This window comes from Streptomyces sp. NPDC002889 (assembly GCF_042888425.1).
Taxonomy (GTDB): Bacteria; Actinomycetota; Actinomycetes; order Streptomycetales; family Streptomycetaceae; genus Streptomyces.
Window position 1 is genome coordinate 129,839 of sequence record NZ_JBIAPT010000009.1, and the last position, 18,588, is coordinate 148,426.

An 18,588-nucleotide genomic window follows, 5' to 3' on the forward strand; every position below is an offset into this window, starting at 1 on the left:
CTCAACGCGTAACGGCCCCTATCCGATGCCCTGGCGGTCGGGCTCCAGCGCGAACGCGCGCTCGGCCGCCTCGGGCACGGCCCTCTCCACAGCCTGCACGAGCAGCGCCCGATGCCGCTCCAGCGGCTCTCGCCGCTCGTCCGGGACGAACCGCAGCAGATCGTCGATCCCGGCCACCATGCGCCGGGACACCTGCGGGCTCCCCACGGCGCACCCCCGGATCTCCGTGAACCCGAGATCGACGAGATCGCCCCACTCGGGCACGTCCTGAACCAGCCGCACCACCCCCTTGGTGTCCCGGTGGTGCACGGCTCCCAGCGGCCGGTTCGAGACCATCGCCAGGAACAGCACGATCCGGTCCAGGCACTGCACGGCGGTGGTCGGGTCGTTCACAGCCGGCGAGAGCGCCCGCAGCGCGATGTCGGACAGCTGCCGCAGCCCGAACCCGAGATCCTGGTGGAACGTACGCTCCACCCCGACCGACACGGTGGACCGCAGCGCCCACCGGACCGGCACGTGCCCCGGCTCCCCGTGCACGGCGATCACCGGCATCCCCGGCACAACGAAGTCCCCGATCCGGGGGATCAACCGCAGTACGACCCCGCGTCGCCGCGCGATGCGTACCAGCCGCGCCACGTGCACATCCCGCAGCGTCCCGGACCGCCCTTGATGATTCACCCTGCCGACCTCGGCGGGCAGCGGCTCCCCCTCCGCCTCCTGCACCGGCATCTTGGCCAGCACATGGAGCGACTCCTTGGTCACCCGCTCCACCACGGGTCCCACCTTCATCAGTTGCAGCGTCTGCGTCACATAGGCGATGAACAGCACCAGGCTGAGCGCCACCATGAGAAGCGTCAGCGCGCTCTGCACCAGCGGGACGGATTTCACCAGCGCCGGATCACTCTCGCTGTCGTACGCCGTCAGCACGAGCAGCGACAGCAGGAACGTCGCCAGGAACACCGAGAAGGTGAGCTTGCTGATCCGGCTCCGGATGAAGATCCGTACGACACGGGGACTGAAGTTCCCGGCGGCCATCTGCACGGCCACCAGCGAGATGCTGAAGACGACACCGATGAAGGTCATCATTGCCGCGCTGATCGTGGTGACGATCGTCTTCGCGTCCTCGGCGATCCCGGTGAGGTAGTGGACGTCGTCGTACTGCCCGGCCTCCTGGAGAGAGTCCAGGATCAGGGCGTCGAGAGAGTCGGCCGCCCACCACAGCACACACACGAGCACGAGCGCCAGGCTGGGCGCGAACCAGAAGGTGTCCCGCAGATGCTCGCGCAGGGGGGAGAGCGCCCTGGGCCGTCGATAGCTGCCATCACTCACGCACCCGACGGTAGTCTCACGCAGCGTATACGCACCGGTACACACTGTACGCACCCTGCTCCGGGCACCCCAGCACACCCCACTGACCACCGGATATGCAGGTGAGAGGCACCTCAAACCCCTGGTATTGTTGTCCATGTCGCCGCCGGGGATCACTCTCCGGTGCGAACACACCTGGTCCGGGTGGCGGAATGGCAGACGCGCTAGCTTGAGGTGCTAGTGCCCTTTATCGGGCGTGGGGGTTCAAGTCCCCCCTCGGACACTCGCGGGACGTTCACGAGATCGTTCCGAAGCGTTCACGAATTACCGGTCGAGTTCATGTGACTCACCGGTATTTCGTCGTTCCTGGGGACTTCAAGCCTCGTGATCGGCTCGGTGAGGGGGTGGGGCGGTGGCGGTCCAGGTACTGCGCCTCTCACCTGCGGAAACAGGACATGCCTGAACCGCTCCGGGTCTGGTGGAGGCTCGATTCCCTGAGAGGATCGAGTCATGGCTCGTCCATCCCCCTACCCTGCCGAGCTTCGTGAGCGTGCAGTGCGCATGGTCGCGGAGATCCGCCCCAACTACCCGACCGAGTGGGCCGCGATGAAGGCGGTCGCCGCGAAGCTGGGCATCGGTGCCGCGGAGACAGTGCGGACGTGGGTCCGCAAATCCCAGGTCGACGCCGGCCAGCGTCCCGGCGTCACCTCTGAGGAGGCCGCGGAGATCAGGCGGCTCAAAACCGAGAACGCCGAGCTGCGACGGGCCAACGAGATCCTCAAGGCGGCCTCGGCTTTCTTCGCGGCCGAGCTCGACCGGCCGTCGAAGCGCTCGTAACCTTCATCGACGCGCACCGCCAGGTGTTCGGAGTCGAGCCGATCTGCCGAGTCCTGACCAGCCACGGACTGAAGATCGCGACGAGCACCTACTACGCCGCCAAGAACCGTGCTTCCAGCACCCGGACCGTCCGTGACGCGGAACTGAAGACGCAGATCAGCCGCGTCCACACGGACAACTTCAGCGTCTACGGGGTCCGAAAGGTCTGGCGGCAACTGCATCGCGAGGGCATACCGGTGGCCCGCTGCACCGTCGCCCGGCTGATGCGCGACCTCGGCCTCCAGGGCGCCCGACGAGGGACGAAGATCCGCACCACCATCCGGGACGAGGGCCATGAGCGGGCCGCGGACCTGCTGCAACGCGACTTCACCGCGTCCCGGCCGAACGAGCGATGGGTCGCGGACTTCACCTACGTCGCCACCTGGTCCGGCATCGTCTACGTCGCGTTCGTCGTGGACGTGTTCTCCCGGGCGATCGTGGGCTGGTCCGCCGCCACGAGCAAGCGGGCCAAGCTCGTCCTCGACGCCCTCGACATGGCGTTGTGGCGGCGGGACCGTGCCGCAACTCCCGCTGGACCGGGGCTAGTGCATCATTCGGACGCGCCCAATACACGTCTTTCGCGTTCACCGCGCACCTCCTCGAGGCTGGCATCGACGCCTCGATCGGCACCGTCGGTGACGCCCTCGACAACGCTCTCATGGAGTCTCAGATCGGCCTCTACAAAACGGAGCTAATCAAACCCCGCAGGCCCTGGCACGGCCTCGCCGACGTCGAACTCGGCACCGCGGAATGGGTCGACTGGTTCAACAACCAGCGCCTCCACAGTGCGACCGGAGACCTCCCGCCCCACGAGTACGAGACCAACCACTACGCTCAACACCAGCCCCGACCGGCGGCTGGAGCCAACGCATAGAGCCTCCACCAATTCCGGAGCGGTTCATCCTCGCCGACCAGAAGATCCGCCGCGGTTCCCACAAAAGCGTGCGCTCCCTGGAAGCCGACATCCGCGCCTGGGTCAAGGAGTGGAACGCGAATCCCACACCCCTTCACCTGGACCAAAACTGCCGAAGAGAACCTCGACTCACTCGCCCGCTTCTGCCAACGGATCTCCGGCGCAGGTCACTAGCGGTGGTTTGTTAGGCCGGGAGGTAGAGGTTAAGTGGTCTGGGACAACTGCCTGCGGGTGGATGGCTCATGCGACGGGACGGCAGTTGCGGCTCCGGGGCCATCGGAGCATGGTCAGTTGGCGGAGCTCCGGAAGGAGCGCAGGAAGACGCCCAGCGCGCCCCGGTTCGCGGCGTCGTTCCAGTTGTCGGCCGGGGTCGTCCAGCGCAAGGAGAAGCCACGGCCGGAGCCGATGAGGAAACCGCGGCCGAGCGTGCGCTCGCGGACACCGGTGTCCTCGGAGAACCACTCCATGTCCGCCGCGTCGAGGCCACGGTAGTCGGCGGCGCGGATGTCGCCCAGCCGCTCGTAGTCGACGAACACTCGCTTCAGGGACGGCTCCAATGCCCGCCAGACTGCGACGGGGTCCGGTCCGAGCTGCTCGCTGTAGGTGATCGCCAGCGTGCGAGGGTCGCCGGACGCGCCGAACGTGACGCGGTAGGACGCATCGGCTGAACCGCTGCGGTCGAGCGGCTTCCACCCGGTGGGCAGGTCGATGGAGAACCCCTCAGGAGCCTCGTAGTTGTAGAAAGAGTTAGGGTCGGCGGTTCCGCTGAGGGCTGGGCGGGGCGGCGTGGGGTCCGACGCGGAGGGGCCGTCGTCCGATCCTCCGGTCAGGGCGAGGGTGGTGAGCGAGGCCCCGACCATGGCCAGCGCCAGGACCTTGAGGAGGGCGGGCCGACCGACGGTTCGTCTGCTCCACACCCGCCCGGTCCGCCGGACGGCAGCGTACGCGTCGCGTAGGCAGGGGAGCGGCGCCGCCTGCTTTGGTTCCTCGGGATCCTCGCGCAGGATGCGGGTGAACGCCGCGCGGACCACCGGCGCGGGCAGGCGCTCCTGCGGGTCCCTGCGGAGCAGCCCCTGGATGGCAGGGCCGAGCAACCCCGCGCTCCGCGGGGGTCGGATGGGCCGCAGGTCAACCGCTCGCAGCGTCGCCTCGACCGGTCCACGGTCCGGGACAGGCGGACGCCCCTCTACCATCATGTACAAGATTGCCCCAAGTGCCCACAGATCTGACGCGGGTTCCGTGCCCTCGCCGCGGGCTTGCTCGGGAGAGGCGTACGACGGGGCGGTAACGCGTGGGGCCGACACGTTCCCCAGCAGCCCGAAGCCGGCGACCAGCGTTCCGCCGTCCTTGCGCACAAATACTTGCCCGGGGCTGAGATCGCCGTGCGTGATGCCTTCACGATGGGCCGCCGCGAGAACGTCGAGGATCTCCAGGCCTATGCGGGCAGCGCGGACGTAGTTGACCGGGCCTCGCGACAGGAGGTCGCTGAGGGGAGCGCCCTCAATCCGATCCATGACCGTCCACACGGCGCCGTTCTCCTCCAGGACGTCGAAGACAGTGGCCGCCCGGCCGGGGCAGGTCAGCTCCATGGCTTCGGACTCACGCAGAATCCGAGCGGCGGTGCGGCGTGCACCGGTGGCCTGAACTGGCCGCGCCTCCATCAAGGAAACCGGCCGTCCGAACCGGACGTCCTGACCGTGCCAGCCGGTGCGGCCTTCCTCACGGTGTACGACCTCCTGCGGCCAATAGCGATCGGCGATCAACTCCTGCGTGGTGGCTTGCCCTTCGGTCACTGTCATCCCTTGCTGCGCGCCGGTCTCTCGCCTTTCTCAGTTGTACGGCGGGACTGACCGCGGGTGTTCAACGCGTACGCGATTTGGGGGCCGGATCTTCGTCCGCCCCAGCCCAAAGGCGAAGCTGTTGTGCCGGCACAGCCTGCCGGAGAAGTTCGACCTCGGGCAGGCCGTGGACCGGCCGGTTGTACCTGGATGTGCCCACCTGCCGGCTCCTTGTTGCTGCGCGTCACGACTCCTACCGCTCTCTCGTGCCCGGGCTGCTGGGGAGTTGTGCTACGGCGGTTGGGGGCGCTGGTGTCGACGGAGCCTCGGCAGGGGCTTCCGCCGGCTCCTTGGGCGGTGGCAGGACATGGTCCTCCCACCAGGACAGGCCCATCACGGTGCCGAGCAGGACGAAGGGGACTGCAGCCGGAACGATCAGCGCGTACATGCGTACCGCCAGTTGTCGGATACGTGCGACGTGGCGGGCAGCGGAAAGGGTGCCCACATGGGGCGCATCGAGGCGGCGCCGGGATCGCAAGGCGAAGGCGACTGCGGACTCAAGCCAGTACGGCGGACATCGCGCCAGCGATGATCGCGGCGGCAGCGAAGCCGAGCATCACACGCCGCGCCACCGCGTTGATCAACACACCGGAGCTGGAGGAACGCCAGGCACGAGCAGGGCGGAAATGTTTGCCCCGTTTGGCAGTGGCATCCGCCCGGGGTTCCCAGGCAAAGGCGTTCCCTTGCCCAGCTGTCCACACCATCTGCACTCACTGTCGTCATGCACAGGCGAGTCAAGCCAGTACTCGCCCAGCAGCCATCGGACAGGCACCAGAGCCGATTCCTGATCGCGGTACAAGCCCATGCCCTTCCAACGAGGTGTTCGCACTGCGCGCTGGCGCAACGCCACCGCTCGCTGGCAACCCCGCCCCAACGGTCGCTAGGTCATCGGAGGGTGGCTCGCGTGATGTTGACCTTCCCGTGCGTGGCGCTGCATCAACCGCTTGAAGCAGGCGCGGCCTCGTGCCCCGTTGCGAGAGGACCGCATCCATCTAGCTGGCCGGGCTTCACATCGCAGGCAACTTCCTCTGGTCCGCCTGGTGATCGGGCAGATCCGCCATGCTGAAGTGGAGGACGACGAGTCGGGAGGGCAAGTGCGGCGTAGGCGGGGGGCGTGGGCGGGGTCGGCGGTGTCCGGTGCGGGCGCGGTGCTGACGTTCTTACTCGGGCTGGTGACGAACTATGCGAGTGAGTCGGTGCCTGGGTGGGCACGGAATCCGTGGATGATCTGGCCGCTGTTCGTCATGCTGGCTGTCGGTTGTGTGGGGCTCTTGCTGTGGGGGCGGCGCCTGGATGTCGGCAGCGGAGTCAGGACTACGGCGGTGCGCCGACTGGCCGAGGCCGGGCACAGCTCACTGCGCCCGCCGCATCCCGGGCAGGTCCGTGGCCGCGAGAGGGAACTGGCAGAGCTTGAGCGGCTGCTGGAGCGGCCGCAGGGGCGGTTGGCGGTGCTGTGCGCAACCGGAGGCATGGGCAAGACCACTGTCGCCGCTCAGCTCGCCGCCCAGGCGGAGCAGGTCGGTTGTGCGGTGTTCTGGATCCGCTGGCGCGGCACCACCCAGCTTGCGCAGCAGCTGACGCAGGTGGCGGTGGCATGCGGGCTGGGCGATGACGAGTTGCAGGCGGCGCGGGCCGGGCAAGCGAATCTTCCCGATGTCATCTGGCGGCAACTGGCCCAGGCGCGCCGGTGGCTGGTTGTGGTGGACAACGCCGACGAGCCGGAGGCGATCGGCCCGGACGGCGAGCGGATCGCCGACTATCGAGGCTGGATCCGCCCGGACGGCGGCGGCCTGCTGCTGATCACCAGCCGCGACGCCGGCGCGCAGACGTGGGGAGCGTGCGCACACATAGTGCCGCTGGCCCCCTTGACGCCAGCGCCCGCAGGGCAGGTATTGCTGGATGCCGCTCCCCAAGCAGGCAGCGTTGCGGAGGCGGAGGAGTTGGCGGACCGGCTGGGCGGTCTGCCGCTGGCGCTACGTGCTGCGGGTGCCTACCTGGCTACGCCTACCAGCCGCTACCGCACCCTTCGCGCCTACCAGCAGGCCTTGGCAGCGGAGATGCCCGACCTGTTGGGAGCGGAGCACCCACACGCCCGTGATCCGGACACCGCCCGGAGAGTGGTCAGGCACACCTGGGAGCTGTCTCTGGATCAGCTCGCCCGCGACGGCATCCCCCTGGCGCGGCCTCTGCTGCGCCTCCTGGCCCTCTTGGCGTCCGCGCCCATTCCTCTCACCCTGATCACTCCCGGCTTGCTGGCCACGGTCACCGGGCAGCCGGTCACCACCGTCATGCTGGAAGCAGCCTTTGCCAGCCTGCACCGCTACGGCCTCCTTGACACGCCCACACCCAACAGCGCCACCCCGGGCGCGCCCGGTGACGACACCATCGCCCAGGTAGCCCTGCACCCGCTGATTCGGGAGATCAGCGCTCTCGCCTTGGCCACCGACACGGCCGACCTCACCTCCTGGTATCAGGCCATCGCCGAACACCTGAGCGTCAATGTGGACGAGATCGGCCAAATCGGGCGTCCGGGCTGGCCCACCGCTGCCCTCCTCGCCCCGCACTTGGTGTACCTGCATGGCCCCGCTATCACTCAGCCCTTCGTTTCCTCTCGGCACGTGCTTCAGGTCCTGGGACGTGTACTCAGAGAAGCCGGCGCACATGCCCTGCAACTGGTGGTGGCTCAACGAGCCCTGCAGGCAGACATGCGCGCCCTGGGGCCCGACCACCCCGACACCCTGACAAGTCGCAACGGAGTGGCAACTGCGCTGTACCTCTTGGGTGAACACCGAGAGGCCGAGCGCCTGTACCGCCGGAATCTCGAGGATCGTGCCCGCGTCCTCGGCTCCGATCACCCGGACACCTTGACGAGCCGTAATGGCGTCGCCACCGCCTTGTATCTCTTGGGTGAGTACCGGGAGGCGGAAGAGTTGCACCGACAGACTCTTCAGGACCGCATCCGCGTCCTGGGACCCGACCACCCCGAGACCCTGCGAAGCCGGAACAACCTTGCTAACACCATGCACGAATTGGGTGAGTACCGGGAGGCGGAACAGTTGCACCGACAGACTCTTCAGGACCGCATCCGCGTCCTGGGACCCGACCACCCCGACACCCTGCGAAGCCGGAACAACCTTGCCACCGCCCTATGGGTCGTGCGTATGTACCGGGAGGCAGAAGACCTGCATCGGCAGAACCTGCAAGACCGCATCCGCGTCCTGGGACCCGACCATCCCGACACCCTGACAAGTCGCAACGGAATCGCCATGGCCTTGCACTTCCTGGGTGAGTATCAGGATGCGGAACAGCTGCATCGGCAGAACCTGCAAGACCGCATCCGCGTCCTGGGACCCGACCATCCCGACACCCTGATCACCCGCTACAACCTCGCCAGCGCCCTGTTCAGGCGGGGCGAGTACCGGGAGGCGGAAGACCTGCATCGGCAGAACCTCGACGACTTCACTCGCGTCCTGGGTGCCGACCATCCCCACACCCTGGACAGCCGCCGTGGGCTGGAGCGGATCGTGGCCGCCTCGCGCACCAGCAGCCCACGCCGACTGCGCCGGCCACCACGGCCGCACCGCAGAACACCACCCACCCCTTGACCCGCCCGGCTAGCCTGTTCGACACGTCAACGGCGAGCACGCGAGAGGCCTGGCTGTTACGTCCGCCAGCGGGCCTGACCGGCCCGCTGCTGCCCCACGGCGACTTCGCCGAGCACGCTTTCATCGGTCTGAGCACCGCGGAACAGGACTCCGCGCGGGAGATGTTCCTCCGTATGGTCGTCTCCGGGGACGACCCCACCGGCGTGCGCGGCACCGTCCGCAGAGTCGCTCTTGAGGAGCTGTCTGACCGCGGCGCACCGGGTCGCGCGGCATCTCTGCACGGCTCGATCAGCGAGTATCGTGCGTGCCGGGAACGGTAGTGCAGCGGGCGGGTGTGGGTAGGACGGCGCAACTCGATTGATGGTTCCTGAAGACTGGCCGTGTCGTGATGGGCAGGAGCCAGTTCTCACAAGGAGACGGTGGGACCACCCGGAGGGTCTTGCAGCCCGAGACGCCCTTGGGCGATCACGACCGTATCGTTAGTGGTCGAATCGCCCCTCGGACACTCGCTACTCGCTATAACGATACGGATGCGAGGGCCTCGACCTTACGGTCGCGGTCCTCGTTTCGTGTTCGTAGGTGATCGTGATGCCGAGGGCTTCGTAGAGTGGGCCCTTCTTCTCGGCGCTGGCTGCGTGGATGCGTTGTGCGATGTCTCCGAGGCCCTCCGTAATCTGTAGGATGTGCTGGGCGTCGAGAGGTGGCTCGGATCGGCGATCAGGGACCGCCGGCACATCGAGGAAGAGTGCCGGGACGCCGCCCGGTCACGTCAGCCCGATTGGTCGTCAAGGCGGTTCAGATCCAGCCGAGTTCGCTGTAGAGGCGGCCGGCCTTGATACCGTCGATCGCGGCCCGGGTGTAGGGCACGATCGGGGAGGGAAGCGCGTCCATCGGCCACCAACCCCAGCTGACACACCGGTCCGGCTCACGCACCACCGGCTCGCCCTGCCAGTGGTGTGTGCGGAAGACCATCCCGATCCGGGGCTGACCGCCAGGCTCGTCCACCATGTGCACGACGTGCGCCAGCTCCACGTGGGCGGGGTCGATGACCAACCCCGCCTCCTCCTTGGCCTCACGGACCAGACACCCGGCGGCGGACTCCTGCTCGCAGTGTCCGGCGAGGAAGTGGTGGGTGGAGGCCGCAAACGCGGCGTCGGGGTGGCGCAGGCCGAGCAGCACCTTGCCGTCCTGCTCCAGGTAGAGGTGCACGCCGACGACGTTCAGGCGCGCCTGGCTGCCAGGGCGGATCTGGGTCGGTACGGTGGGCGGGGCGGGAGCCTGGGCTTGGTAGAGGTCGATGACCTCCTTCGTCCAGGGGCACATCGTCAGGTACGGGACGGTCGCGGCGTCGAAGTGCCGGAACATGATCCCCTCGGGGCACGGCAGTTCGTTGGCGTCGCCGTCCCAGGCGCCGAGGTAGACGCGGATGCGGCCCTTGGTATGTCCGTCCGGGCCCAGACTGTCCACGACCGTGAACTCTTCCAGCGGCACGGTGAGGCCGGTCTCCTCCCGCAACTCCCGATCAACCGCTTCCCGGCAGGACTCCGCTCCCTCGCGGTCGCCTCCCGGGATGCTCCACGTACCAGGGTCACAAATGGGTTTGTTCGCGTCGCGCAGGTGCAGCAGGTACCGGCCGCGGGAATCGACCAGCAGCGCGGCAGTCCCGCGGGGTTCCTCGGTGGTGATCATGAACAGCATCTCGGATCGGGCTCGGAAGGGGCAGTCAGCGGTCCTGGGAGAGTTCCAGGAGCTCGGCGAAGGTTCCGCCGGCGTGGACGAGGTCGTCGAAGCGGCCCTGTTCGGTGATGCGGCCGTGTTCCATCACGATGATGTGGTCGGCGATCTTGGTGTTCTCCAGGCGGTGGGTGACCACGATGGTGATGCGGTCGGCGGCGGTGGCCTTGAGCTGCTCGAAGATCTGGTGTTCGCCGCGCGGGTCCATTTGGGAGGTGGGCTCGTCGAGGATCAGCAGTCCCGGGCGGCGGTACAGGGCCCTGGAGCAGGCGACGCGCTGCCATTGGCCGCCGGAGAGCTCCGAGCCGCCGAAGACGTCGCGGGCCAGGAGGGTGTCCAGGCCGGCTGGGAGGTCTTCGACGGCTTCGCGCAGGCCGACCGCGTCGATGGCCTCCCACACCGGGGCGTCGTCGTGGGTATGGGGTTGGCCGAGGGTGACGTTCTCGCGGACCCGCAGCGGCCACTGGGCGAAGATCTGGGGCACCAGACCGGTGCAGCGCCAGACAGTCGCGGGGTCGGCGTCGGCGAGGTCGGCGTCGTTCCAGGTGACCTTGCCCTTGTCGGGCAGGTAGATCCCGGTGAGCAGCCGGGTGAGCGTGGACTTCCCCGAGCCGTTCGCTCCGACGATCGCGAGGATCTGGCCGCGCTCCAGGGTGAGGGAGATACCGTCCACGGCGGGTTTGTCCTTGCCCGGGTACTGGTAGACGACTTCCTCGAGCCGGATCTCTTCGACCGGCGTGGTGAGCTTGCGGGGGCCGCGCTTGGGGGCGCGGGCGGCGGCGGCGTCGAGGAAGGACTGCATGTCGCTCAGGTAAAGGCTGGTGTGGAAGACCGCGGCGCCGTTGATGACGACCTGGGAGAGAGCGGCGAGCGTGGTCTGGACGGCGATGACGGCCGTGGCGGCGACCGCGAGTTCGATCCGGCCGGACACCGCCAGCCACGCGAGGGCTCCCCAGGTCGCGACGAGGAAGACACCGCCGGCCAGCGCGGAGAGCAGGGCGATCCGCAGGGTCCGCGGCGCGGCGGCCAGGGTGCGCCCGTCACACCGGTCGGACAGGGCCCGATACCAGTAGATGAGGTAGTCGGTCATCGAGTTGGCTCGGACCTCGTCACCGTACTTCGACGTGGTCGCCCACCAGCGCATCATGCCGCGCACGTTGCGGTCGGCGACGTTGGCGTAGTGGATCTCGTAGTCGACCCGGGCGGTCAGGACGGCGCCGACACCGGCCGGCAACACCGCGAGCAGGAGCAGCGGCAACATCAGCGGGTTCAGCACCGACAGCACGCCGCCGGCGGTGACCATGCGGATCAGCGCGGACAGGAAACGCTGGGCGTCGGTGACCATCACGTGGGTGCGAATCACCCCCATCTCGGCCGCCTCATGCCGGTCCGAGAACCCGTCCTCCGCGTACGCCGCTGCCTCGACCCGGCACACCGCCTCGACCAGCGCACTGTCCGTCTCGGTAGTCAGCCGAGGGGTGATCAGCCGCTCGGCGTACGTGGCCGCCGCCCCCGCGCCGCGGCCCAGCGCGGCGGCGAGCGCCAGCACCAGCAGCGCCGGCAGGGCCCCGCGCAGCCGGTCGCCGGCGGAGCCGTCCCCGAGGACGGGCTCCATGGCGCGGGCGGTGGCGGCCAGCAGCACGGCGGCCGAGACGCCCGTGACCACCTGGCAGCCGAGAAGGATCTGCACCGCCCGCCGGTCGGTCCGCCACGACAGCCGGGCGATCCGGCCCAGGACGGCCGGGATCTGCGCGCACATCCGCCGGAAGGAGACCTCGGCGAGCGGATTGACGGAGTACTGCCCGCTGTAGGTGATCTCCGCCGGCGGTGGCGGAGGAGGCGCGGTGTCCTGCTGTTCGTTCGTTGTGGCCGAAGTCAACGTGGTCCCCCTTGACGGTCGTCCGGCGTGGTCGTGAGGCTCAACGAGCCGGCCGAGATATCGAACACATGTGTTTCGGTCGGTCTCGGAATCCCGAGATAGAACGCGTGTCGGAGCATGGAGGATGCATCGACCCGCCTCCTGCAACAGGAGTCCGAAGCAGGAGGGTTGGCCGAAACGCCGACAACGGCAGTGTGCGATGCACGGATTCAGCGCCTGAACCGGGGGAGGGAGCCGTGGCGGCTTACACCCCGTCACTTGATTGCGCGGGCGCTCGAGATGTCCTGGTGCGGCGGTTCGGTTCGGCGCTGCTTGGTTCACTGCGTAGGTCTTCCGACGCTTAGACGTTCGCCGGCCATGGTGAGGCCAGCTGGACCCACTGGTCCTGGCAGGGGGCGCAACGGGTTTCCTGCACCTCGCCGTTGGTAGTCAGCACCTGGATCAGGACCACGTTGGGCGACGGGATCTGAATTCCGATTTGGCAGGCGTTCTCGGGAAAGCTGTCCCCGAACGGTCCCTCGGTGAGGTCGTTCCAGCCGTAGTTGCCTGTGGTGTTGGCAGGCCGGTTACCGAGATAGGCAATCCCGCCGGTGAGCACGGCCGCCCACTCCTGAGGATTGGTGCCAAAGTCCGCCCGGACCACGCGGGATCACCGAGCCGGTTGGCCCGGCCGCCGACTGCGGTCGGCGGCCGAGCAGCAGGTTTGTTTCAGCTGTGCGTGAGGCTTGATCGGCCGTCCTCGTCGGTGAGGAAGTAGACGTGGTGCAGCTCGGCGGGAGCCTGGGGGTCAAGATCGAGAAGGTCGGAGTCGTCTTGGACTCGTTGCCAGAACTCCGCTTCGGTCGATGCGGTCCCGAGGACCATCCACGGTGTGCCGTACTTCGTCGCCGCCACCCATACCGCGAATTGCCGAAGACCCGAGCCGAACAGGTCCTCTCCGACCGGTTCCTCCTGCATCTCAGCGACCAGGCTTGACGTGTGCTGGTGCGGACACTCGCGCTGCAAGTGCCGTCGCTCCCACCAGGTGCGAAGAAACTCCGTCGCGGAGTCGGCGACGTCGTCGGCCGCATCCAGCGCCCCTTGATCAGCGTTCGAGGCGGCGGGCCGACGAACGCGCACCAGCAGTTCGTGCCCGCAAGGCCGGTAGCTGAAGAGCCTGAAAATCGCGATCGGGATGCTCACCGGATTATTGTGCCGTTCACACGCCGACCCTTTCCGCCGTCCCGTCGCCCTCGACCCGCCCACCGGAGGTCGGCCCGGCGTCGTGGCCGCCATGACGTACAGACCGGGCGGGATCGCGACCAACGCCTGCGGCCCCGGGCGAGGTGCTGTTCCGGAACTGCCGGGAGAATGGGGTCGTGCATCGGCTGACCAAGCCCCGGTCGCCGACGACCGCAGGGAAGATCGAGCGGTTCCACCGGACCCTGCGGTGTGAACTCCTCGACGGCTGCGAGCCGTTCACGGAAGTTGCGTTGCGCCAGATGCTTTCCATCGCCGGAGTACGCTCCGGCGATGGACCCATACTTGCCGATGTGATTACCCGCTACTTCGCCCATCAGAGCTGCGAGCCCGACGACGAACTCACCGCCGACGAGGCCGCGCGCCGGCCCCACCACGTGCGGCGGATCGACGCCGGGGCCGGGTCGATCGTCGAGCGGATCCGCGAGGGCGCGATCCACGAGGTGGTCTACGACGGTGTCGAGCCGGCCGGGCACGCCGCGCGCTACGGTGCGGTCCCGTACCAGGTGGTGTGCACGACCCGGACCGCGACCGGCCGGGTGATCGAGCGCGGCTACCACCGCGCCGACGGCACCCTGACCGCGCGGGCCCGCACCGAGACTGATCTCGACGGCCGGCCCCAGGTCGAGGAGCACTTCGACGGCTCCGGGGCGCCGACCTCGCGCGACGTCTATGCCTGGCACGGCGACCGGCTACGCCAGGTGGTCACCCACCAGCCCGACGGGCGCAGCCATGTGACCTACCGGTCCGACGACGACGGTGACGACGACGCCCCGGTCGCCGCAATGCGGGTGCCTGCGGTGCGCACGGTGCCGTGCCGGCCGTGTGACCGCACCGGCATCTGCGCGACCTGCCGCGGCACCGGCGTCCCGCCCGATCTGCCGGGGGTCGCGCCGGTCGACGGCCGCTGCCGCTCGTGCAAGGGAAGCGGGCGCTGCAACCAGTGCAAAAGCCGGGGACGCTGGCACCCGGTCGGCCCGCCTCGGTCGGCGCGCGAGGGTGCCGACCCCGGTTTCGCGCAGTGCTACGAGTGTCACGGAACCCGTGGCTGCGCGTTGTGCGAGGGCACCACCTTCGACGACGATGCCCTGCCCTGCAGGGCCTGCGACTACGGCACCTGCAGCACCTGCGTGGGCGAGGGCCAGGTCCCGGCCGCGCTTGGTACGACCTCGGCGCTGCGCACGATCACCTTCGAGCAGGGCCACCCGACCGCGGCCGACGCCCCGTGGGGCCGGCAGATCCTGACCCTGACGACCGACGGCACTCTCGGCTACCAGCAGCAGGTCAAGGGCGAGGTCCGCAGCGTGCGCGGCCGGGTCGATCCCACGCGGATCGAGGGGCTGCTGGTGGCGCTCGCCCGCACCAGCTTTCCGGCCGCGCCCCAGCAGACGTTCCTGCCCGGCGCGTCGGTGATCACGCTCGTGGTGGAGCCCGGTGGCCGCGTGGTGATCGACTACTTCGTCGCGCTAGAGCTCGACGGCTACCGCGAGGTGATCCGTGCGCTCGGCGATCTCAACACCGCGCTGCGCAGCCGCGCCGAGGCGGCGCTCGCGGCCTGGCGCTTCACGCCGCGCGCGTGAGGCTCACCCGCACTGTCGCCGGCCAGGGGCGGACAGGGCGGCGGCGAAGTCGTCCAGGGCCGCGAAGTTGTGGGCGCTGACGACGGCGTCGCAGTAGGGCAACGCGGCGGCCATGCCGCCGACGAGCGGACGGTTTGGGGGCTGGCCGTACGGGGGTTGACTCATACGACGCGGGACAGCCGCGCCATGTGCGTGGTGAGATCGACGGGCGCGCCGGTGTCCCAACCGTCGGAGACGATGACAACCACGGCGCCGTGCGCCATGCCGCGTCGGCCGAACCGTTCGTTGAACTCCGCGAGGCACTAGCCAGCAGGGCGTGTCTCGGGTCTATTGCCGTGGCCAGGAGGGGACCGTGCGTGCAAGGACCTCGGGTGGCGTCATCCACGCAAAGGTGGTGTTGGGTAGGGCTGTGGAGATCAGGCCGATGACGAAGCCGGAGTCGTCGTAGACGCCGGCGCCGCTGAACCCTTGGAAGGACAGGGCATCCGGGCGGGCGAGATCGAGTTGCCAGTCTCCGTTCCCACCACCTGGTCCGATCACGTTCCCGGTGAACCAGACGCCGTCCTCGTGCGCGGCTTTGGGGAAGCCGTACACCCTTACGCGCGCCCCCGCCCGAGGCGCACCCCAGCGGGGCCCCGCTCTGCGCCCGATCGCTGGTTCGAGCGTGAGCAAGGTGAGGTCCCAGCCATCCGGCGGCAACTGTGACGACCAGAGCAAGTGCGCCCGTCGGCTCTTCTGGTCGCCTTCCACACACTGGATCAGCACGTCCTCATCGGTCAGGGTGTTCCGGTAGTAGTCCTTCGTCCTCTCGCCGACGACATGGGCGCGTGTCAGTACGCTTCCGTCTCCCAGTAAGACTCCTGCACCGACAGACTGGCCCTCCGCGCGAGTGATCCTGATGCGTGAATTCGTCGGGGACTGCATCCGCAGGGTTCCGTCCCCTTCCGCCAGCTCGTACAGCCGTAGGAATCGCACGACCTCGTCTTTGACGTCCGCGGGGCCGATCGCCCGGTCGGCGAGCCACCGGACGAGGCTGTCGAGCTGCCAGGCCGTGGGCCATCTGCGGCCGCCGAGAATCTTCGCCACCAAGTCCCGGTTCATCGTGGCGCGGAAGTCGCCGTCTGCCAGCCCTTCGCTGATGGCGCGGACCCCGGGCTGATCGGCGGCCCGGTACAGGATGTGCAGGTTTTCCAGCAGGACCCGGCGTGGCCCGGCCGGGAACTCCTCCACGGGCGGCAGCTCCACACCGCGGGCCCCTCTGCGGCTCATCGCCGTCCCCCTCGCGAGCTCACTGTCAGCGTGTGTCAGAGAGTGTCACGCAGGAGACAGCCGCCTGTGCCCGTTTCCGCAGATCATCGCTTGCCCCCCACCGCTAGTGGCATGGGGAAGCAAGGCACTGCGAAGACGGGTGCTGAATAGAAGCAGAGGAAAAATGGGCGGGCTCTGGGGGTTCCGCTCCCGTTCCGGTCTGCCGATGCTGCATGGGGCGCGGCAGGCCACGACCAAGGGGCCTGTCCGCGGGATGTGGAGTCGCGGCGGGCAGGCCCCGGGAGCCAGGAGGCTCGGTATGACCGTACAGATTGCCCCCGAAGCGGCGCTGGTCTTCGTCCTTGGCTGTGTCGTCGGGGTCGCCGTCTTCAAGCACTCGATGCGCACTCAATTCGGTGCGCCAGCCCGGGGAGACCTGGTGGGCGCCATCGGGGTGGCGCTGGGCGTGATTACAGTCCTCGCTCTTCTGCTGGGTATGGGAAGGGGGGAAATGGCAGCAGCAGAATCGGAGTCGACGCCGTCGGCGGGCAGTTCGTCGGTCCCTTCCCGCTAGCTTCCTCTGCTGGGGTGCCCGGTCTGCGGAATCTGGGTCGGTACCTTGTCGGAGACGCGCAGGCTGGTTGGACATGCAGGGTTTGCGGCGGTTGGTCCAGGCGTCGCCGGGCCCAATCGAGGCGGAACACTGATCGGGCGGGTCATCACGCCGTGATAGCCCTCTTCACCAAACGTGAAGCGGCCCTGAGGGTTCCGGGAACGGGGGCGGCTTCGCCGTTGAGGTCCTGGGGTGGCGAGCTTCGTCGAGGAGAGTCTCGGTGGCGAGGCTGTGTTGCCTCAGCAGGGGTCCTGTTGCTTCGACTGTGAACGCCGCCACCGGAATGCAAAGAAGGCCCGGCCCCATCGCGTGATGGGGCCGGGCCTTCTCGTAGCTCTGGGGTCAAGGCCGCTCGGTCCTAGAAGGATCCCAGCCAGACGTTCAGGCCGACGGCGATCAGCCCTCCTGCCAGAAGGGAAAGCGAGCGGGTAAGCCAGGTTGGAGGTGGAAGCCGGCCGGCGCCATCGAGGTTCGTAATGTAGTCCACTTGCGCGGACCGGTCGCAGTGGTGGAAGACTCCAAGGGCGAGCACTACGCCGAGAGAGGGAACAACAACCGCTCCGGCTCTCCAGATCTCCTCGGGCAAACTGGTCAAGAGGGAGGAGACGACAACCTTCGCGACACGGCGTCACACCGCCAAGAGCCTGGTCAGAAGCGGCCGTCGGGGCGCCGAACCATCAGCAACGTCGAGCACTCCAGGCCCAAGCGTGTACCGCCGGTTGGGCATGGGGCGATGCCCGGCAGGCACGAGGACCCGTCGCCCTATCTCGCAGGCTCCCGCACCGCTGCGTTGTGCCGGGCGTGCGAGAGGAACGCGCGGGCGGCGCAGCTGAGCGGGCGGCGCGGGTGCACGATGTCGACAGCACGCAGCAACGGCGGTGTGAACGATCTGACTTCCACGCGACTGCCGAAAGCCCGTAAGACCATGTCCCGGTACCAGATCAGCGAGCCACGACCGTCCGCGACGCTGGCCACCCACGCCAGCCGCTCGTCCGACTCGACCACCGCGACGGGCCGTACACCGAGCCGGCCGAACATCGCGTCGAGCTCCGCGCGAGGGCCGGTACCGGGCGTCGGCAGCACCATCCGCAGACCGTCGAGCATGCGGAACGGAACCGGATCGGGCAGCCCCGAGCCGGGCGGCGAGATCAGCACGATCTCCCGGTCCTGCAGATGGTGCGTGAACAGTTCTTTGTCGACCGGCAGATCGACCAGCGCCAGCTCCGCCGCGCCGTCGGTCAGGGCCCGTACGAGCGCCTCGCGGCTATCGTGCTGGAGCAGGCGTACGTCGATGGCGGGATGGCGCTCGGCGAAGGAGGGCACCAGGTCGGCGGCGAGATCCAGTGAGAGGGTCGGCGTCGCGGCGACCGCCAGCGAGGCGCGCGAGCAGCCCGCATGCGCCGGACGGATGTCCTCGATCGCCTCCACGGCGTCAAGGACGGTGCGGGCCAGCCGCACGACACGAGCGCCTTCCGGCGTGAGCGTCGCGCCCGAGGTCGTGCGTTCGAGGAGCTCCACCCCTAAGTCGCGTTCGAGCGACTGGATGGACCGGGAGAGCGCGGGCTGGGCGACGTAGACCGAGTGCGCCGCGGCCGTGATGGATCGGCAGTCCGCAACGGCGACGAGGTAACGCAGCTGCTGAAGTGTGGGGGTCATGTGCGGACGGTAGCCCTGGGGTGTTGCAGGTGTAAGAGCGCGAATGGGAACAAACTCCCGTCAATACCGGGGAGTTGAGGGTGGTTCCGCAGGCGACAG

General features: G+C 68.5%; 12 protein-coding genes, 1 tRNA gene and 3 pseudogenes. 6 read left to right on the forward strand and 10 right to left on the reverse strand.

Annotated features, from left to right (window positions below; translation table 11 throughout):
• Window positions 1-18 precede the first annotated feature (18 nt).
• Entirely contained in the window at window positions 19-1,329 is a 1,311-nt protein-coding gene (locus tag ACFYWI_RS15610; protein WP_389231328.1) for a DUF2254 domain-containing protein, read from the reverse strand.
• A 177-nt stretch (window positions 1,330-1,506) separates the two neighbouring features.
• On the opposite strand from ACFYWI_RS15610, the gene ACFYWI_RS15615 reads away from it, so the two are divergent.
• A tRNA-Leu gene (locus ACFYWI_RS15615) sits at window positions 1,507-1,591 on the forward strand.
• Window positions 1,592-1,818: 227 nt separating this feature from the next.
• Window positions 1,819-3,058, forward strand: a pseudogene (locus ACFYWI_RS15620) (IS3 family transposase).
• Window positions 3,059-3,384: 326 nt separating this feature from the next.
• On the opposite strand, the gene ACFYWI_RS15625 reads toward ACFYWI_RS15620, so the two are convergent.
• On the reverse strand, window positions 3,385-4,896 hold the full coding sequence (locus ACFYWI_RS15625) for a serine/threonine-protein kinase (RefSeq protein WP_389231331.1): 1,512 nt from the start codon (window positions 4,894-4,896) through the stop codon (window positions 3,385-3,387).
• A gap of 1,262 nt (window positions 4,897-6,158) precedes the next feature.
• On the opposite strand from ACFYWI_RS15625, the gene fxsT reads away from it, so the two are divergent.
• On the forward strand, window positions 6,159-8,540 hold the full coding sequence (gene fxsT, locus ACFYWI_RS15630; protein WP_389231334.1) for an FxSxx-COOH system tetratricopeptide repeat protein: 2,382 nt from the start codon (window positions 6,159-6,161) through the stop codon (window positions 8,538-8,540).
• 795 nt (window positions 8,541-9,335) lie between these two features.
• Here the strand turns inward: fxsT and ACFYWI_RS15635 are convergent.
• The 4 genes from ACFYWI_RS15635 to ACFYWI_RS15650 all read right to left on the reverse strand — a co-directional run bounded on the left by ACFYWI_RS15635 (window position 9,336) and on the right by ACFYWI_RS15650 (window position 13,335).
• Window positions 9,336-10,229, reverse strand: coding sequence for an NUDIX domain-containing protein (locus ACFYWI_RS15635; protein WP_389231337.1), 894 nt, complete (start codon window positions 10,227-10,229; stop codon window positions 9,336-9,338).
• 34 nt (window positions 10,230-10,263) lie between these two features.
• Window positions 10,264-12,153 carry an ATP-binding cassette domain-containing protein gene (locus ACFYWI_RS15640; RefSeq protein ID WP_389231340.1) on the reverse strand — a complete coding sequence of 630 codons (1,890 nt, stop codon included), beginning with the start codon at window positions 12,151-12,153 and terminating at the stop codon, window positions 10,264-10,266.
• 340 nt (window positions 12,154-12,493) lie between these two features.
• Window positions 12,494-12,796, reverse strand: coding sequence for a hypothetical protein (locus ACFYWI_RS15645; RefSeq protein ID WP_389231343.1), 303 nt, complete (start codon window positions 12,794-12,796; stop codon window positions 12,494-12,496).
• Window positions 12,797-12,861: 65 nt separating this feature from the next.
• Window positions 12,862-13,335: a hypothetical protein gene (locus ACFYWI_RS15650; RefSeq protein ID WP_389231346.1), complete on the reverse strand. Its 474-nt coding sequence runs from the start codon at window positions 13,333-13,335 to the stop codon at window positions 12,862-12,864.
• A 125-nt stretch (window positions 13,336-13,460) separates the two neighbouring features.
• Here ACFYWI_RS15650 and ACFYWI_RS15655 point away from each other — a divergent pair.
• Together ACFYWI_RS15655 and ACFYWI_RS15660 are read left to right on the forward strand one after the other, a co-directional pair.
• Window positions 13,461-13,634, forward strand: a pseudogene (locus tag ACFYWI_RS15655) (integrase core domain-containing protein); the annotation flags it as partial.
• Window positions 13,635-13,685: 51 nt separating this feature from the next.
• The gene (locus ACFYWI_RS15660) at window positions 13,686-14,972 is read left to right on the forward strand and encodes a hypothetical protein (RefSeq protein ID WP_389231349.1); all 1,287 of its coding nucleotides are present in this window, start codon (window positions 13,686-13,688) and stop codon (window positions 14,970-14,972) included.
• A gap of 3 nt (window positions 14,973-14,975) precedes the next feature.
• On the opposite strand, the gene ACFYWI_RS15665 is transcribed toward ACFYWI_RS15660, so the two are convergent.
• The 3 genes and pseudogenes from ACFYWI_RS15665 to ACFYWI_RS15675 all read right to left on the reverse strand — a co-directional run bounded on the left by ACFYWI_RS15665 (window position 14,976) and on the right by ACFYWI_RS15675 (window position 16,241).
• The gene (locus ACFYWI_RS15665) at window positions 14,976-15,137 is read right to left on the reverse strand and encodes a hypothetical protein (RefSeq protein WP_389231352.1); all 162 of its coding nucleotides are present in this window, start codon (window positions 15,135-15,137) and stop codon (window positions 14,976-14,978) included.
• Window positions 15,134-15,259: pseudogene (locus tag ACFYWI_RS15670) on the reverse strand (VWA domain-containing protein); the annotation flags it as partial. The pseudogene ACFYWI_RS15670 and the gene ACFYWI_RS15665, both read right to left, overlap by 4 nt.
• A 40-nt stretch (window positions 15,260-15,299) precedes the next feature.
• On the reverse strand, window positions 15,300-16,241 hold the full coding sequence (locus tag ACFYWI_RS15675; RefSeq protein ID WP_389231355.1) for a serine protease: 942 nt from the start codon (window positions 16,239-16,241) through the stop codon (window positions 15,300-15,302).
• Window positions 16,242-16,539: 298 nt separating this feature from the next.
• Between ACFYWI_RS15675 and ACFYWI_RS15680 the strand changes: the two genes are divergently transcribed.
• A complete protein-coding gene (locus ACFYWI_RS15680; protein WP_389231358.1) occupies window positions 16,540-16,794 on the forward strand; it encodes a hypothetical protein in 255 nt (84 codons plus the stop codon).
• Between the two features lie 801 nt (window positions 16,795-17,595).
• Here the strand turns inward: ACFYWI_RS15680 and ACFYWI_RS15685 are convergent.
• Window positions 17,596-18,489 (reverse strand): LysR substrate-binding domain-containing protein, encoded by an 894-nt coding sequence (locus tag ACFYWI_RS15685; protein WP_389231361.1) that lies wholly within the window; start codon window positions 18,487-18,489, stop codon window positions 17,596-17,598.
• Between the last annotated feature and the right edge of the window lie 99 nt (window positions 18,490-18,588).

Excerpts from the sequence above, each read along its gene's own strand:
- ACFYWI_RS15625 (WP_389231331.1), bottom strand. The coding sequence starts at position 4,896 with ATGACAGTGACCGAAGGGCAAGCCACCACGCAGGAGTTGATCGCCGAT.
- ACFYWI_RS15675 (WP_389231355.1), bottom strand. The coding sequence starts at position 16,241 with ATGAGCCGCAGAGGGGCCCGCGGTGTGGAGCTGCCGCCCGTGGAGGAG.
- ACFYWI_RS15635 (WP_389231337.1), bottom strand. The coding sequence starts at position 10,229 with ATGATCACCACCGAGGAACCCCGCGGGACTGCCGCGCTGCTGGTCGAT.
- ACFYWI_RS15665 (WP_389231352.1), bottom strand. The coding sequence starts at position 15,137 with ATGAGTCAACCCCCGTACGGCCAGCCCCCAAACCGTCCGCTCGTCGGC.
- ACFYWI_RS15685 (WP_389231361.1), bottom strand. The coding sequence starts at position 18,489 with ATGACCCCCACACTTCAGCAGCTGCGTTACCTCGTCGCCGTTGCGGAC.
- fxsT (WP_389231334.1), top strand. The coding sequence starts at position 6,159 with ATGATCTGGCCGCTGTTCGTCATGCTGGCTGTCGGTTGTGTGGGGCTC.
- ACFYWI_RS15680 (WP_389231358.1), top strand. The coding sequence starts at position 16,540 with ATGACCGTACAGATTGCCCCCGAAGCGGCGCTGGTCTTCGTCCTTGGC.